The sequence below is a fragment of the Psychrobacillus sp. AK 1817 genome (assembly GCF_008807035.1).
GTDB classification, from domain to species: Bacteria; Bacillota; Bacilli; order Bacillales_A; family Planococcaceae; genus Psychrobacillus; species Psychrobacillus faecigallinarum.
The window spans coordinates 1,804,103-1,821,627 of record NZ_CP031739.1 but is presented as its reverse complement, the minus strand read 5'-3'; the positions used below and the strand labels follow the sequence as shown (position 1 = coordinate 1,821,627).

The 17,525-nt window shown below is 38.6% G+C and carries 14 protein-coding genes; 11 read left to right on the top strand and 3 right to left on the bottom strand.

Annotated elements, in window-relative coordinates:
• Window positions 1-16: 16 nt before the first annotated feature.
• The 5 genes from D0S48_RS09080 (at window position 17) to D0S48_RS09060 (ending at window position 7,721) form a co-directional block, all read left to right on the top strand.
• Window positions 17-1,156: an acyl-CoA dehydrogenase gene (locus D0S48_RS09080; RefSeq protein WP_151111380.1), complete on the top strand. Its 1,140-nt coding sequence runs from the start codon at window positions 17-19 to the stop codon at window positions 1,154-1,156.
• A 1-nt stretch (window position 1,157) separates the two neighbouring features.
• Complete coding sequence (locus D0S48_RS09075) at window positions 1,158-1,793, top strand: TetR/AcrR family transcriptional regulator (protein ID WP_151111378.1); 636 nt, start codon at window positions 1,158-1,160, stop codon at window positions 1,791-1,793.
• A gap of 51 nt (window positions 1,794-1,844) precedes the next feature.
• The gene (gene icmF / locus D0S48_RS09070) at window positions 1,845-5,102 is read left to right on the top strand and encodes a fused isobutyryl-CoA mutase/GTPase IcmF (protein ID WP_151111376.1); all 3,258 of its coding nucleotides are present in this window, start codon (window positions 1,845-1,847) and stop codon (window positions 5,100-5,102) included.
• A gap of 318 nt (window positions 5,103-5,420) precedes the next feature.
• Window positions 5,421-5,981, top strand: coding sequence for a DNA-directed RNA polymerase subunit delta (gene rpoE, locus D0S48_RS09065; RefSeq protein ID WP_191696666.1), 561 nt, complete (start codon window positions 5,421-5,423; stop codon window positions 5,979-5,981).
• Between the two features lie 144 nt (window positions 5,982-6,125).
• Complete coding sequence (locus D0S48_RS09060; protein WP_144539722.1) at window positions 6,126-7,721, top strand: CTP synthase; 1,596 nt, start codon at window positions 6,126-6,128, stop codon at window positions 7,719-7,721.
• A gap of 454 nt (window positions 7,722-8,175) precedes the next feature.
• Here the strand turns inward: D0S48_RS09060 and D0S48_RS09055 are convergent, their stop codons facing one another.
• The gene (locus tag D0S48_RS09055; protein WP_151111372.1) at window positions 8,176-8,694 is read right to left on the bottom strand and encodes a DUF2529 family protein; all 519 of its coding nucleotides are present in this window, start codon (window positions 8,692-8,694) and stop codon (window positions 8,176-8,178) included.
• A 603-nt stretch (window positions 8,695-9,297) separates the two neighbouring features.
• Between D0S48_RS09055 and D0S48_RS09050 the strand changes: the two genes are divergently transcribed.
• The 6 genes from D0S48_RS09050 to rho all read left to right on the top strand — a co-directional run bounded on the left by D0S48_RS09050 (window position 9,298) and on the right by rho (window position 15,267).
• Complete coding sequence (locus D0S48_RS09050; protein WP_151111370.1) at window positions 9,298-9,654, top strand: response regulator; 357 nt, start codon at window positions 9,298-9,300, stop codon at window positions 9,652-9,654.
• 198 nt (window positions 9,655-9,852) lie between these two features.
• On the top strand, window positions 9,853-10,710 hold the full coding sequence (locus D0S48_RS09045; RefSeq protein ID WP_144539716.1) for a class II fructose-bisphosphate aldolase: 858 nt from the start codon (window positions 9,853-9,855) through the stop codon (window positions 10,708-10,710).
• 128 nt (window positions 10,711-10,838) lie between these two features.
• Complete coding sequence (gene fsa / locus D0S48_RS09040) at window positions 10,839-11,486, top strand: fructose-6-phosphate aldolase (RefSeq protein WP_144539714.1); 648 nt, start codon at window positions 10,839-10,841, stop codon at window positions 11,484-11,486.
• Window positions 11,487-11,505: 19 nt separating this feature from the next.
• Window positions 11,506-12,783, top strand: coding sequence for a UDP-N-acetylglucosamine 1-carboxyvinyltransferase (locus tag D0S48_RS09035; RefSeq protein ID WP_144539712.1), 1,278 nt, complete (start codon window positions 11,506-11,508; stop codon window positions 12,781-12,783).
• Between the two features lie 122 nt (window positions 12,784-12,905).
• Window positions 12,906-13,868 carry a class II fructose-bisphosphatase gene (gene glpX / locus D0S48_RS09030; protein WP_144539710.1) on the top strand — a complete coding sequence of 321 codons (963 nt, stop codon included), beginning with the start codon at window positions 12,906-12,908 and terminating at the stop codon, window positions 13,866-13,868.
• A 115-nt stretch (window positions 13,869-13,983) separates the two neighbouring features.
• Entirely contained in the window at window positions 13,984-15,267 is a 1,284-nt protein-coding gene (gene rho / locus D0S48_RS09025) for a transcription termination factor Rho (RefSeq protein WP_144539708.1), read from the top strand.
• 75 nt (window positions 15,268-15,342) lie between these two features.
• Here the strand turns inward: rho and D0S48_RS09020 are convergent, their stop codons facing one another.
• Both D0S48_RS09020 and D0S48_RS09015 read right to left on the bottom strand, forming a co-directional pair.
• The gene (locus D0S48_RS09020; protein ID WP_151111368.1) at window positions 15,343-16,887 is read right to left on the bottom strand and encodes a hypothetical protein; all 1,545 of its coding nucleotides are present in this window, start codon (window positions 16,885-16,887) and stop codon (window positions 15,343-15,345) included.
• Complete coding sequence (locus D0S48_RS09015; RefSeq protein ID WP_144539704.1) at window positions 16,880-17,434, bottom strand: sigma-70 family RNA polymerase sigma factor; 555 nt, start codon at window positions 17,432-17,434, stop codon at window positions 16,880-16,882. Before D0S48_RS09015 ends, D0S48_RS09020 begins: the two co-directional genes overlap by 8 nt.
• Window positions 17,435-17,525: the final 91 nt, after the last annotated feature.

The window sequence follows — 17,525 nt, the reverse complement described above, 5'->3', positions numbered from 1 at the left end:
AAGGCGGAATGTTCAAATGAATTTTCAACTAACAGAAGAGCATGAAATGATTCGTAAAATGGTACGCGATTTTGCAGTGAAAGAAGTGGCTCCAACAGCTGCAGAACGTGATGAAGAAGAGCGCTTTGACCGTGAAATTTTTGACAAAATGGCTGAGCTTGGCTTAACAGGGATTCCGTGGCCAGAGGAGTACGGTGGAATCGGTTCAGATTATCTAGCGTACTGTATCGCAGTGGAGGAATTATCTCGAGTATGTGCATCGACAGGTGTAACTCTTTCAGCGCACACATCTTTAGCTGGATGGCCAATTTTCAAGTACGGAAACGAAGAGCAAAAGCAAAAATACCTTCGTCCGATGGCAGAAGGAACAAAAATCGGTGGCTATGGTTTAACAGAAGCAGGTTCAGGGTCTGATGCTGGTGGTATGAGAACAACTGCTAAATTAGATGGCGATCATTATGTGTTAAATGGATCTAAAATCTTCATTACAAACGGTGGAATTGCCGATATCTATGTTGTATTTGCAGTGACTGATCCAGAATCTAAGCATAAGGGAACTAGTGCATTTATTGTGGAAGCTGACTTCGAAGGGTTCTCTGTAGGGAAGAAAGAGAAGAAGCTAGGGATTCGTTCATCACCTACAACCGAAATAATCTTTGATAACTGTCGAGTGCCTAAAGAAAACTTACTAGGCCAAGAAGGAGAAGGTTTTATCATTGCGATGAAAACGTTAGACGGTGGTCGCAACGGGATTGCTGCTCAAGCAGTTGGTATTGCACAGGGTGCTTTAGATGCTTCTGTTAGCTACGCAAAGGAACGTGTACAGTTTGGTAAGCCGATTGCTGCTAACCAAGGAGTATCATTCAAATTAGCAGACATGGCAACTTCTATTGAAGCCTCTCGTTTATTGACCTATCAAGCAGCGTGGTTAGAATCTAATGGTCTTTCCTATGGGAAAGAGTCTGCTATGGCGAAGCTGATGGCAGGAGACACAGCGATGAAGGTAACTACTGAAGCTGTTCAAGTGTATGGTGGATACGGATATACAAAGGATTACCCAGTAGAGCGTTTTATGCGTGATGCAAAAATAACTCAAATTTATGAGGGTACTCAAGAAATTCAGCGTCTTGTCATCTCTCGTATGTTGACTAAGTAACATGGATAAAAAACACGAAGTACTGACCTCTGTAAAGGACGGTAATCTTATTGAAAAAAGACGCCAGCAAATGATTCGAGCTGCGGTGACTTTATTCAAACAGAAAGGTTTTCATCGTACTACTACTAGAGAAATTGCGAAGGAAGCCGGTTTCAGTATTGGGACGCTGTATGAATATATCCGCACTAAGGAGGATGTCCTCTATTTAGTATGCGATAGCATTTATCATGAGGTACACGAAAGGCTATCCAATTTCCAACCTGAGAATGGTACAATCGGGGACTTACGAAATGCGATTCATCACTATTATGGGGTGATAGATGATATGTCGGATGAGTTCGTCGTCATGTACCAGGAATCTAAATCCTTACCAAAGCAAGCGCTCGAATATGTATTACTAAAGGAACTGGAAATGGTGGAAATCTTCCACAAGATCATTGTTGGCTGTATTCAAGGTGGGGAGCTTAAGTTGACCGGAGAACAGGCTAAGCTTTACGCTCATACATTGGTCGTTCAAGGGCAAATGTGGGCTTTTAGAAGATGGGCTCTCCGCAAGGAATTTTCAATTGAACAATTTACAGATTTACAAGTGCAATTATTACTCAGTGGGATGGGTAATGCGAAGGACATCATTTAAGTGTCAGTCCTAAGTTCATAAGAAATGTTCATACAAACAAGGAGGAACAACATGTCTAAGGTAGAAGTATATCGTCCAAAAAATCATGTTCGTTTTGTAACGGCGTCGAGCCTTTTTGACGGGCATGATGCATCCATCAATATTATGCGTCGCATTTTACAGGCGAGCGGAGCAGAGGTTATCCACTTAGGGCATAATCGCTCGGTTGAAGAGGTAGTTAATGCCGCTATTCAAGAGGATGTTCAAGGGATTGCCATCTCTTCCTATCAGGGAGGACATGTCGAGTATTTTAAATATATGAAGGATTTACTTGCGGAAAGGGGCGCACCACATATTCGTATATTTGGTGGTGGCGGCGGAGTAATCATTCCAAAGGAAATAAAAGAGTTACAGGATTACGGGATTTCCGGCATATTCTCACCTGAGGATGGCCGTAAGCTAGGGTTACAGGGAATGATCAATCAAATGCTGATGGAATGTGACGTACCTACGAAAGCTTCAGGCGCAAAGGAAGCAATAGAAAACGTGACAACGGAAAATCCAGAAGTACTTGCACACCTAATTACGCTAGCAGAAGAAGCCTATCAAACTGGAGACCAAGACACTACTAGTATGCTAGAACAGGCAAAAGGTTTGTCAAAAGGAACACCGGTTTTGGGGATTACCGGCACTGGTGGTGCAGGGAAAAGTTCTTTGACAGATGAGCTGATCCGTCGTTTTCTACAAGAATTACCAGACAAGAAAATAGCGGTTCTATCTATTGATCCAACAAAGCAAAAAACCGGTGGGGCACTTCTGGGAGACCGTATCCGTATGAATGCCATCTTCAATAAGAGAGTATTCATGAGAAGCTTGGCGACTCGTGGATCGCGAACGGAGCTGTCTGGTGCAATTGCAGATGTACTCGATGTAGTGAAGGTCGCAGGCTATGATTTAATAATTGTTGAAACAAGTGGAATAGGGCAAGGTGACGCAGAAATTACAAACGTTTCGGATCTTTCCATGTACGTCATGACAAGTGAGTTCGGGGCACCTTCTCAATTAGAAAAAATCGATATGATAGATTATGCCGATTTAATCGTTATCAATAAATTCGAACGCAAGGGCTCAGAGGATGCATTAAGACAGGTCCAAAAGCAGTATCAACGCAGCCACGAGCTTTGGGATGAAGAACTGGATAAAATGCCTGTTTACGGTACAATTGCAAGCCAGTTCAATGATAAGGGGACTAACTCATTATTTGCAGCATTGATTGAAACCGTAAATAAAAAAATGGGAACTGATTGGGAAACCTCGTATGAGCAATTTATAAAAACACAAAAGCAAAATGTCATCATTCCTAACGATCGTCGCTATTATTTGCGTGAAATCACAGATACGGTTAGAGGCTATCATAAGAAATCAGAAGAGCAGGTTGAGTTTGCGAGAAGGCTATTCCAATTAGAAGGCGCTATTGATGAGGTAAAGAAAAAAGGAACGGAGGATGCATTGATTCAATCTTTAGAGTCTTTAGCAGCGGGCATTAAAGATGAATTATCAGCAGAATCTAAACGTATTCTAGAAAATTGGCATGCTTTGAAGGATGCATATGCAGGAGACGAATTCGTTACGAAGATTCGAGATAAAGAGATTCGTACGATTCTTCGTACGGAAAGCCTATCAGGCTTGAAAATTCCTAAAGTAGCTCTACCGAAATTTGTCGATTACGGGGAGATTTTAAAATGGGTATATAAAGAGAATATGCCTGGCTCATTTCCATATACCGCTGGAGTTTTTCCTTTCCGAAGAGAAGGAGAGGATCCAAAGCGTCAATTTGCAGGAGAAGGAACACCAGAGCGTACAAACCGTCGCTTCCATTACTTATCAAAGGATGACGATGCGAAGCGACTATCTACAGCCTTTGATTCTGTAACATTATACGGGGAAGACCCAGACTACAGACCTGACATATACGGAAAAGTTGGAGAGTCAGGGGTCAGCATCTGTACGTTAGAGGATATGAAGAAGCTATATGCGGGCTTCGATTTATGTGCGCCATCTACATCCGTATCGATGACCATCAATGGTCCGGCTCCAATCATTTTGGCAATGTTTATGAACACTGCAGTCGATCAGCAAGTTCGCCTAAAGGAAGAGGAGCTAGGTAGAACCTTGACTGTAGAGGAATTTACTCAGGTTAAAGAAGCGACACTGCAAGTAGTTCGTGGGACTGTACAGGCGGACATTCTAAAAGAAGACCAAGGTCAAAATACTTGTATATTCTCTACGGAATTTGCACTTCGCATGATGGGTGATATTCAACAATATTTTATTGACCAAAAGGTTCGTAATTATTACTCTGTTTCAATCTCTGGGTATCATATTGCTGAAGCCGGAGCAAATCCTATTTCACAGCTAGCCTTCACGCTCGCGAATGGATTTACGTATGTGGAATATTATTTGAGCCGTGGTATGAATATTGACGACTTTGCACCGAATCTATCATTCTTCTTCTCAAATGGGCTTGATCCAGAATATACAGTAATTGGTCGAGTGGCACGTCGTATTTGGGCAGTCGTCATGCGTGAGAAGTATGGTGCCAACGAACGCAGCCAAAAGTTAAAGTACCATGTCCAAACATCGGGCAGAAGTCTTCATGCGCAGGAAATAGATTTCAACGATATCCGCACGACTCTTCAAGCTTTGATGGCATTGCAAGATAACTGTAACTCTTTACACACCAATGCGTACGATGAAGCAATTACGACTCCAACAGAGGAATCTGTACGTCGTGCGATGGCTATACAGATGATTATTACGAAAGAGCATGGTTTGTCGAAAAACGAAAACTCTTTACAAGGATCATTTGTTGTAGATGAGCTGACGGATATAGTAGAAGAGGCAGTACTTGCTGAGTTCGATCGCATTAATGATCGTGGAGGAGTACTTGGTGCCATGGAGACTCAGTATCAACGTGGTAAAATTCAAGAAGAGTCTATGTACTATGAAATGAAGAAGCACACAGGTGAACTGCCAATTATCGGAGTGAATACTTATTTAAACCCAAATCCGGCATCTGAGGATGACATTAACAATATGGAGCTAGCCCGTGCTTCAAAAGAGGAAAAAGAAACCCAGATTAAGAATCTTCAAGATTTCCAACTCAAGCATGAAGCAGACGTTCAAAACTCGTTGAACCGTTTGAAGCAGGTAGCGATGAGCGGTGGAAATATTTTTGAAGAGCTAATGAGCACTGTTCAAAAGGCGAGTCTAGGTCAAATTACTAATGCTCTTTACGAGGTTGGAGGGCAATACCGTCGAAATATGTAAAAAAAAGTGTCTCTAAGTATATTAGAGACACTTTTTTATTATATTCTTTAGTATAATGTATTTATTAAGTCGTAGAGGAGAAGTGTTATGAAAAAACCGGTACAAATGATGGTTATAATTGTTCTCCTCTTAACAACAATTTGGCTGTATAATAAAAGACTCGCCTCTATACCTTTACTCTTGCTTTCTTTTTATTTGTTTTCTATAGTTGGTAGGAAAATATCTCTTTTCAAAAAGAATAAATGAATGTAGCATATAACATAATTGTTTGTATATAATGGAAAGTATGCAAGCGGAAACAGAAAGGACGTGCACGATTTGAATTTTCGTGAAATGACAACAGCACAACTACAAGAAGAATCATTAATAGATATTGGTTTTGCCATACTAGAAGATAAGAAAAACTCGATGACATTAACGGAGCTTTTCGATGAAATTCAAAATTTGAACGGCTTTACAGATGAGGAAATGGCAGCTCGTAAGCCACAATTTTACACAGATATGAATATTGACGGACGCTTCCTTGCGATTGCTGAAAATCAATGGGGCCTAAGAGAATGGTACCCAGTGGAACAAATTGAGGAAGAAACTGCTCCTACAGTAAAAGTACGTAAGAAGAAAGCAAAAGCAGTGGATGATTTAGACGATCTTGATGACTTGGATGAAGATGAAATCATCTTTGAAGAGGAATTCGATGAATTTACTGAAGACGACGACGATGATGATGACGATGAAGAGGATGACGTTGCAATCGATTTTGTAGAAGAGGAAATCGATGAAGTAGACGTTATCGAGGAAGACCTGATTGATGAGGATGATGATGAATTCGAAATCATAGATGATGAGGAACTAGACGAAGAGGATGAAGACGAAGAATAATCCTTGACTTCTTAATCTAAACGCTATAAGATTTTATTGGGCTCTTTTTGAAGAGACGTACTCATGTGCATACGCGCTCCCCTGCTAAAACCAGCAGGAGGAGCGCTTTTATTATTTGGTACACCATATATAGGAGGAACGACAATGACTAAATTTATTTTTGTTACTGGTGGGGTTGTATCTTCACTTGGTAAAGGTATTACAGCCGCGTCTCTTGGGCGTTTGTTAAAAAATAGAGGATTGAAAATTACTATTCAAAAATTTGATCCTTATATCAATCTAGATCCTGGAACAATGAGTCCTTATCAGCATGGAGAAGTATTCGTAACTGATGATGGAGCGGAAACTGACTTAGACTTAGGTCACTACGAACGTTTTATCGACATTAATCTCAATAAATATTCTAATATTACAACAGGAAAAGTGTATTCCTCTGTTCTTAGAAAAGAGCGTCGTGGCGATTACAATGGTGGAACTGTACAAGTTATTCCACATATTACAAACGAAATTAAAGAACGTTTATTCCTTGCTGCTAGAGAAACTCAAGCTGACATCGTTATCACAGAGATCGGTGGAACAGTAGGAGATATTGAATCACTTCCTTTCCTTGAGACAATCCGCCAAATGAAACGTGACGTAGGAAGCAATAATGTTATGTACATTCACTGTACGCTAGTTCCATTTATCAAGGCTGCTGGTGAAATGAAAACTAAACCAACTCAGCACAGTGTAAAAGAACTTCGTAGCTTAGGTATTCAACCAAATGTCATTGTTGTTCGTTCAGAAATGCCTGTACCACAAGACATGAAGGATAAAATTGCATTGTTCTGTGATATTAAACCAGAAGAAGTAATCGAATGTATCGATGCTGACTCTCTATATGAAATTCCGTTAAACTTACAAGCACAGCATTTAGATCAAATTGTTGTGGATCACTTCCAACTAAAAACACCAGAAGCTGATATGACAGATTGGCTTGGTTTGGTCGATCAAGTTAAGTCTTTATCAAAAAAAGTACGCATCGGTCTAGTAGGTAAATACGTAGAGCTTCAAGATGCTTATATTTCTGTTGTAGAAGCAATGAAGCATGCTGGATATGCTTTTGATGCTGATGTAGAAATCAACTGGGTAAATGCAGAGCATGTGAATGATGAAAATGTCGCTGAAATTCTTTCAGATGTTGATGGTATTCTTGTTCCTGGTGGATTTGGTGATCGAGGAGTAGAAGGGAAAATCTCTGCGATTAAATTTGCTCGTGAGAACAAAGTACCTTTCTTAGGAATTTGTTTAGGTATGCAATTAGCTACAGTTGAATACGCTCGTAACGTGTTAAACCTAGAGGGGGCACACTCAACAGAGCTAGATCCAAGTACACCGCATTCTATAATTGACCTATTACCAGAACAAAAAGATGTAGAGGACCTAGGTGGTACGCTTCGTCTTGGATTGTATCCATGTAAGCTGACGCCGGGCTCTAAGGCACAACAAGCATATGGAGAAGAACTTGTATATGAACGTCATCGTCATCGTTATGAGTTCAATAACGAGTTCCGTGAGCAATTCGAAGCTGCTGGATTTATATTCTCAGGGACAAGTCCAAATGGTCGCTTAATCGAAATTATCGAGCTTTCTGAACATCCTTTCTTCGTAGCATCCCAGTTCCATCCGGAATTTGTGTCACGCCCTCAGCGTCCACAACCACTATTCCGTGAATTTATTAAAGCTTCTGTCGGAGAATAATAATTTGAAAAATGCAGTTCGACTAGTAATCGAACTGCATTTTTTTATTTTTAATTCATTTTAATAGGATAAAAAGTCCGGTATAGAGGTCCTATTGAGAATTGCTAAGTAATAGGATAATATTGGTTTATATGTAATGTTATATAAAAATAGTGATAATTTATAATTCGAAATTTCAATAATTAAATGTAAAAATTATGTATTTTAAGTTATGATATAAATATGAAAAAAACTAAATAAAGTGAGGAATTAAGAAAGAAACAAGGCATATAAAGTAGATGATGAACACTTATACATACTAAGATTCTCGCTTAATTTTGTGTAATTATTATCCAAAATTAGTTGTGAGACTTCGGTGAAAAGAACATAAAATTGGAAATAGACTTTGAGATAACTTAATAAATGGCATTAAAAGAAGGCTAGCTTTCTCAACTAGCCTCCATGAAATAATACTTTATTCTTCTCCCTTAATCATTTCATCCAGCTGTAACTTAACAGCCTCGTAAATGAATAATCCAGCTAAAGCATGGGGTTGAACGAGTCGAGAACCATCATCTGCGGGTAGTAATCCTTTTGTAATTTTCAAGGAAATATATGTATAAGATAGGTCAAAGAGCATATTTCCTTCTTCCGCCGGTTCACTAGCTAGAACGCTAAAAGGGATAAAATTTTCATTTAACTTCTTAGCAAGAGCTAGCGCTTCCTCATTTGTAGAGGAACGAGTGAGAATCCATACTCTATCTGCACTTGTCAAAGTGATATCAGGCTTCCATTGCTCCATACGTGGAAATGGTTCGGCTGCATACTTTGCATTGATAGAAATACTTTCCATCTCTTCAAATGAAGCAAAATAGATTTTTCCTTCACCAGCTGCAGCTTGTGCAAGTAGACGAGCTGTGTCGTCTATATTTTCTTCCTCGGAACTTGCAATTCTTTGAAATAGTCCAGAAAGCTGTGTCGTGAGCATTTTCATTTAATTTCACCTCTCAACTATTATATAAGAATTTTTGGTTTCATTATAGCTACTTGTCCAAGAAAAGCGCAAGCGCCTATGTTTGCCCCGACAAGTAAATGAGGGAAGCGAGGAGGCAGCTCTTCAGCCACCGGAGCTTTAACTCATTTGACCTCGAGGGGCAAGGCTGCTTGCGCTGGACAACCAAGAAAAGTGCAAGCGCCTATATCTGCCCCGACAAGCAAATGGGGGAAAGCGAGGAGGCAGCTCTTCAGCCACCGGAGCTTTAACTCATTTGACCTCGAGGGGCAAGGCTGCTTGCGCTAGACAAACAAGAAAAGCGCAAACGCTTACATTTGCATCGACAAGTAAATGAGATTGTGTTGTTACGTGAGGAGCAAACTGGTGGCAAATGCTTACTCAGCTTAACTTAATTGATAAAAATTCCATGCTATATTCGTTCATTACGTAAATTTTTATCTTTTCTTGTCTTTAATAAGGTCCTCTTTAAACGGGATTTTTATCCTTTTTACAATAAATTTGTAAGAAAGAAAGAGGAAAGTCGACGTTTAATAGCGAATATTATAATACGCGAAAATACGGTAAAAAAAGGGGTCTTCCTTCATGAAACACTTATTGATTGTAGATGATCAACTTGGGATACGAATGCTTTTAAAAGAGGTGTTTGCCCAAGAAGGATATGAAATTAGCTTAGCGTCCAATGGTTATGAGGCATTAAAGCTTGTAGAAGAAAAACCAATTAATGGTGTATTACTAGATATGAAAATACCAGGAATGGACGGAATTCAAATTCTAAAAAAGATGAAAAAAGACTTTCCAGATCTACCGATTATGATGATGACGGCATATGGAGAGTTAAACCTCATTCAAGAAGCGATGGATTTAGGTGCCTCACTTTATTTTACCAAGCCTTTTGATATCTTTGAAGTAAGGGACGCTGTGAATAATTTACTAAAATAACAAGCACATGAGCAGGCAGTGGAAAACATCGCCTGTTTTTGTTATGATAATGTTGGAAATAAGCAGGTTACCTCTAAACGGTTTTTTCGGATAACAAATAGGGCATAATAGATTATGAACTATCGTTTAGTAGGGCGTCCTACTTAGCATTTTGATAATATTTACGATGCACAATTAAAATATAGGAGGTCCTTTTCAATGGCTTTAGTTTCAATGAAAGAGATGCTTGAAAAAGGTAAAAAAGAAGGCTATGCAGTTGGACAATTCAACATTAATAACTTGGAATTCACACAAGCTATTTTACAAGCAGCTGAAGAAGAAAAATCACCTGTTATTTTAGGTGTTTCCGAAGGTGCAGCTAAGTACATGGGTGGATTTACTACAGTTGTACATATGGTTAAAGGATTAATGGTGGACTATAATATTACGGTTCCAGTTGCAATCCACTTAGACCATGGTTCAAGCTTTGAAAAATGTAAAGCTGCAATCGATGCTGGATTCACTTCTGTCATGATTGACGCATCACACCATCCTTTCGAGGAAAACGTTGAGATTACTTCAAAAGTAGTTGAATACGCTCATGCTCACAATGTGTCAGTTGAAGCAGAGCTAGGGACTGTTGGTGGGCAAGAAGACGATGTAATTGCTGACGGAGTTATTTATGCTGACCCTACTGAATGTGCGGATCTAGTTAAACGTACTGCTATTGACTGTCTGGCTCCTGCTCTTGGTTCTGTACACGGTCCATATAAAGGAGAACCGAATTTAGGGTTTAAAGAAATGGAGGAAATATCTAAGTTAGCTGATTTACCATTAGTGCTACATGGTGGTACAGGGATCCCAACAAAAGATATTACTCGTGCTATTTCTTTAGGTACTGCTAAAATTAATGTTAATACTGAAAACCAAATTTCAGCTACAAAAGCAATTCGTGAGTATTTGGCTGCAAATGAACACCAATACGATCCACGAAAATATTTAATTCCAGCGCGTGATGCGATTAAAGCAACCGTAATTGGAAAAATGCGTGAGTTCGGAAGCTCTAACAAAGCATAAGAAATATAAATAGATATAAAGGAGAAGTGCTCGACTTATAGGCTCTATCTTAGGCTTTGAATCTGAGAAACAGAGTTAAAAAAGAGAGCCTTCTCCTGTTTTTCCATCATGAGGAGGATATTATTAATATGAAATTTTTTATCGATACAGCAAACTTTGACGAAATTAAAGAAGCACATTCATGGGGAGTTATTTCTGGAGTTACAACAAACCCATCATTAGTTGCAAAAGAAAACATTTCTTTTCATGATCGTTTACGTGAAATCACAGCTTTAGTAGATGGCTCTGTAAGTGCAGAGGTTATTGCACTAGATGCAGAAGGTATGATTAAGGAAGGTAGAGAATTAGCTGCCATTGCACCAAACATTACGGTAAAGCTTCCAATGACACCAGAAGGATTAAAGGCCTGCTCTGTATTTCGTTCAGAAGGCATCAAAACGAATGTAACGCTTATCTTTAGTGCAAACCAAGCTTTAATGGCGGCACGCGCAGGCGCAACATATGTATCCCCATTCTTGGGTCGTTTAGACGACATTGGCCATGACGGTATGGAATTAATAGCAAAAATCTCAACTATTTTCTCCATTCATAACATCGATACAGAAATTATTGCTGCATCGATTAGACATCCACAACATATTACTGATGCAGCATTAAATGGTGCACATATTTCCACTACTCCATTTAAAGTTTTAAAACAGCTTTTCAATCACCCTTTAACTGACAAGGGGATAGAAGGTTTCTTAGCAGATTGGAATAACCGTAAAAGCGAGTAACAACACGAAGGAGAACATTATGGAAGTTTATAAAATAAAAGGAGGAAAGAGCCTCCGAGGCACGATTAAAGTAAGTGGTGCAAAAAACAGTGCAGTAGCCCTTATACCAGCTTCGTTAATGGCGAATTCTCCTGTTACGATAGAAGGCTTACCTGAAATATTAGATGTTTTCACATTAAAGGAAATTCTAGAAGAGGTTGGAGCCAAAGTGACCTTCTCTAATGGGACAATGGTAATAGACCCTACTAATGTGGTAGATATGCCAATGCCTAACGGAAATATAAAGAAATTACGCGCTTCCTATTACTTAATGGGTGTGATGTTAGGTAAATTTAAGAAAGCGGCAATTGGCCTTCCTGGAGGGTGTCATTTAGGCCCAAGACCTATAGATCAGCATATTAAAGGCTTTGAGGCATTAGGTGCAGAAGTTAGCAACGAGCATGGCGCAATCTATTTAAGAGCAGACGAGCTAGTAGGCTCTAAGATATATCTAGATGTTGTCAGCGTTGGTGCTACTATTAATATTATGCTTGCTGCAGTTCTTGCAAAAGGCAGAACTATTATTGAAAATGCCGCAAAAGAGCCTGAGATTATTGATGTTGCTACTTTATTATCAAATATGGGTGCTAACATAAAGGGAGCAGGGACGAACGTCATCCGCATTGACGGGGTAGAAGAACTACATGGTACAAAACACACCATCATCCCTGATCGAATTGAGGCAGGGACATTCATGATTATGGCGGCCATTGCAGGAGATGGTGTAACCATTGATAATGTTATTCCTTTCCATGTTGAGGCATTAACTGCCAAACTGCGAGAAATAGGTATTACGGTAGAAGAGCAGGAAGAGAAAATTTTTATACCAAAAGCAGAAAACTTACAATCGGTAGATGTTAAGACGCTCGTGTATCCAGGCTTTCCTACAGACTTGCAACAACCATTCTCAGTATTGTTAACTCAGGCTGCGGGTACTTCTGTTATTACAGATTCCATATACTCAGCACGTTTTAAACAAATCGATGAGCTTCGTCGAATGAATGCAAATGGTCGAGTGGATGGTAGAACTGCAGTCTTAACAGGTCCTGTTAAGCTTGAAGCCGCAACTGTCCGAGCTAGTGACCTTCGAGCAGGTGCTGCTCTCGTATTAGCAGGGCTGATAGCTGAAGGTGAAACTGAAATCCAAGATATCTATCATATTGATAGAGGATATAGTTCACTTATTGAGAAATTGCAAGGTCTTGGAGCAGATATAAGACGAGTGGAAGTTCAAGAAATTGAAGTAAATAAAGGATAAATTTGAAGGATGGAGGTACCCTTACCTCCTCTTTTCTTATTTGACAAATATGCTACAATGATATCGGAAGAAACAAAGTTGTATATTTATACACAAACCGTAAAACGGGAGGCACAAACTAAATGGAACGTAGTTTATCAATGGAATTAGTCCGAGTAACAGAAGCAGCCGCAATTGCATCTGCCCGATGGATGGGACGCGGATTAAAGAATGAAGCAGATGATGCAGCAACTACTGCAATGCGAACAGTATTTGACACAATTCCAATGGAGGGTGTCGTAGTAATTGGGGAAGGTGAGATGGACGAAGCACCAATGTTATACATTGGAGAAAAGCTTGGACATGGCACAGGAGGTCCTCAAGTCGATGTAGCAGTAGATCCTTTAGAGGGTACTAATATCGTAGCTTCTGGAGGCTGGAATGCTTTAGCAGTTCTAGCAATTGCAGATCGCGGAAATTTACTTCATGCACCAGATATGTATATGGAAAAATTGGCAGTAGGACCTGAATCGGTTGGCCAAGTAGACATAAACGCATCTGTACTTGATAATTTACGTGCTGTAGCACGTGCAAAAAACAAAGATATTGAAGATGTTGTAGCTACAATCTTAGGCCGCAACCGTCATCAAAAAATAATTGATGAAATTAGAGCTGCAGGGGCTCGTATCAAGTTAATCACTGATGGAGATGTCGCTGGAGCTATTAACACTGCTTTTGACGATACAGGCGTAGATATCTTATTCGGCATGGGTGGAGCTCCAGAAGGAGTTATCTCAGCTGTTGGATTAAAATGCTTAGGCGGAGAAATTCAAGGTAAGCTTGTCCCACAAGATGAAGCAGAGCTTGAAAGATGTAAGAAAATGGGGCTAGATGTCAATAAGGTTTTACGTATGAATGACCTTGTTAAAGGCGATGATGCAATCTTCGCTGCAACTGGAGTTACTGATGGAGAGCTTCTTCGAGGAGTACAATTTAAGGGTGCCTTTGGTTCAACCCATTCCATTGTAATGCGTGCGAAATCCGGAACTATTCGTTTCGTAGAAGGCCGTCACAGTTTAAACAAAAAACCGAATTTAGTACTATAAAACTAAACTTCTTTGTATACCCGATAGTCCGCTATCGGGTATCCTCTAAATAAACTTCTTTCCTTTTAATCCAGTAAAGTAAACAATAAAATATAGTAAAGAGTGGTGCGTGCTAATGACACAAACAACAATTAATGAATTAGAGAATATGACGCTAAAAGAGCTCTATACTCTCGCGCGCAAGTACAAAATAGCTGCTTATAGCAAATTATCAAAAAAAGAACTTATTTTTGCAATCTTAAAGTCTCGCGCAGAGCAAGAAGGCTTTTTCTTCATGGAAGGTGTCTTAGAAATTATTCAGCAGGAGGGCTTTGGTTTCCTACGACCTATTAACTATTCTCCTAGCTCTGAAGATATTTATATTTCAGCTTCACAAATCAGAAGATTTGATTTGCGTAATGGCGACAAAGTAACTGGAAAAGTACGTCCTCCAAAAGAAAGTGAACGATATTATGGACTTCTTCATGTAGAGCTTGTAAATGGAGAAGACCCAGAAATCGCAAAAGAGCGAGTACATTTTCCGGGGCTTACACCTTTGTATCCCGATCGTCATATCAAATTGGAAACGACACCAGAGAAACTATCTACCAGAATTATGGATTTAGTAGCACCAGTTGGATATGGTCAACGTGGACTGATCGTGGCACCACCAAAAGCCGGGAAAACATTGTTGATTAAAGAGATTGCTAATGCAATTACTACGAACCATCCAAATGCTGAGCTAATTGTACTGTTGATAGACGAGCGTCCAGAGGAAGTAACGGACATTGAGCGTTCTGTTAAAGCTGATGTAGTAAGCTCAACCTTTGATGAAGTACCGGAAAACCATGTCAAGGTTGCTGAGCTTGTATTAGAAAGAGCTATGCGTCTCGTAGAACACAAACGCGATGTTATCATTCTAATGGATTCTATTACTCGTTTAGCGCGTGCCTATAACCTTGTCATTCCGCCAAGCGGACGTACTTTATCAGGTGGTATTGACCCAGCGGCATTCCACCGTCCAAAACGCTTTTTCGGTGCTGCCCGTAATATTGAAGAGGGTGGAAGCTTAACAATTCTAGCCACTGCTTTAGTAGACACTGGATCGCGTATGGATGAAGTTATTTATGAGGAATTTAAAGGTACAGGTAATCTAGAGCTTCACTTAGACCGTAGTCTTGCCGAGCGCCGAATCTTCCCTGCGATTGACATCCGTCGCTCCGGAACGAGAAAAGAAGAATTACTTATACCTAAAGACCAGTTGGATAAACTATGGGCTATTCGTAAAACATTTTCAGATTCTTCCGATTTTGCAGAGCGTTTCTTAAAAAAGCTTCGTCAATCTAAAACGAACGAAGGCTTCTTCGAGCAATTAACCGAAGAAATGAAAGCACATCGTAGCGGGAAAGTAACACTTTAAAGTTAAAATACAGTAAAATATCTGTAAGAATAAAAGAGGGTTCTGACATTAGTCAGGACCCTCTTTTAAATGTTTTTATTTGATTGGCTTCAAAGATTCCAACAAATCTTTTGTCTCTTGATAAGTAACTGATCCGCTCACTTGGCTCACTACCTCATAAATATATTCATCTTTGCTTCCAATGAAATGAGTACCTGTAAGATTACTTAGCTCATATGATCTCCATTCTATTCCGTTTACAGTAAAAGTTTCTTTCATTTCTCCCTTATCTTTTTCAAAATCACTGGTAGTACGAATAAGAGAATTTTTATGATATGTTCGTAGGTAAAATACACCTAGGTCATTCTTATACGTATACGTAAGATAACCATGGTTAAAGTTTTGATATTTCTCATACATTGCTGAGAAGATTTCAAGATCAGGATGATTGAATTCATATAAAAAAGGTAAATCCTTACGAAGTAATTTCAGAACTTCGTCCCTATCTTCTTTAATAGTATCAGCTTGGGCTACCATTTCTATTTCTTCTTCTTTTGGATCAGGGTGTAAAAATTCCTTTTTGACGAAAGGTTTAAAGCCATCTAGTTTTGGTACAAATTCTTGTAGATTAATCTCACTATTCACGTCTAAATATTCAGGATGAAGATAACTAGCTAGTTCACCATTTATATCATACGTTTCGTATTTAATTAAGATTCCAGTATCTTTATCTACCCAAAAACGGAATGTGTCAATAGTTCCTATCATGTTAAATCGATTTTTCACTTGGTCATCGATTTTTCCTTTAAGAACAATAGTGTTATGATCTAACAATGCTTCATTTTGTTTTTCAATTTCCCATAAACTCATATTTCTTAAATAAATAGAGGCTTCTTCATAGGGGAATAAGGATATGCCTGATCCTCCGATTGGTGGCCGTTCCCTAAAATCGTTATCTGATTTGTATATATCTTTTAAGCTAATACTAAGCGCTTCCTCAAGAGTTAACGCATCTTGAGTTGGTGCCTGTTGATAGTCATTGACAAAATAAGTCTTGGTATCATGATATTTTATCCAAATTTTTTCGTTATTATAATTGATTTCTTGAATCAATTTTTCGTCAAATAAATTTGTACTTTTTTCGTAGCCGCCGATTTCATTTTTTATACTTACTTTAAACTCAGTGATATCCTTACTATCTGAATCATCAGCATAAATGTCATAATTTACAAATTTACCGGTTGCTGTATCAAAATTATCTACTGAATTTAACATCTTTAAAAAAACATCCTCTTTTGTCATATCTTCAAAAGATTCTTCCTTGGCAGGTGGTTTAATAAAAGACATTTCGTTTTCTGGGACATTTAAAACATTCTCACTGGTGTTATTTAAAAAAACAGTTTGGTTTTCTGTAGATAAAATCCCTAATTCACTCAAAATAAAATAACTTATTCCTAAAAAAAACAGACAGGTTGCACCTAGAGGTAATAGAAAGTGAATAGTTGGCTTTAGATTAAACCGTTTCTTTTTTCTATTTTCTATTGCTTGTCTTACTTTTTCTTTATTTTTTTCATTAAAATCAATGTCCTTTAAAACAGTTTGGTTCATATTATCTGTAATATTTTTAAATATCTTATCCATTTATTTTGCTCCCTTCTAGTGAATTTTTTAACAAAAGGCGAGCCCTATGTAGTCTGGACTTAATTGTTTGTAAGCTGAGATTTAATAAGTCAGAGATTTGGTTATAAGACATCTCTTCGTAATAATATAAAATAACAATTTCTCGATACTTCACTGGTAAGCAAAGAATTTTTTCAGAAATCAATTGTTTATCTTCTAAACTGATGATTTCCATTTCAGGCGATTTATTTGTACTCTTTGTTTTTGAAAAAAATTCTGTCAGGACGATATTTCTAAAAGACCAACTTCTTAACTTATCCTTACACAAGTTCACCGTGATTCTGTATAACCATGTCTTATAAGAAGACTCATAACGAAAGTTGTCTAGGTTTTCGTAACATTTTATAAATACTTCTTGTGCAATATCTTCAGCGAGTTGCTTCTGCTTCATATAAGTGAATGCTAAACGAGCTACATTTTCACCAAATTCATTCATTAACCATTCAAGTTTTTCCTCACTACTTATGTCCCTTCTGTCTTCCACTTTTATATCTTCTTTTTGAACCATCCTCTACACCCTTTCAATTGTTAGACGAAGCAAGTTCTATTTGGTTGTAAGAAATTTACCACAGAGTTTTGTTTTTTAGCTGGTTATTATT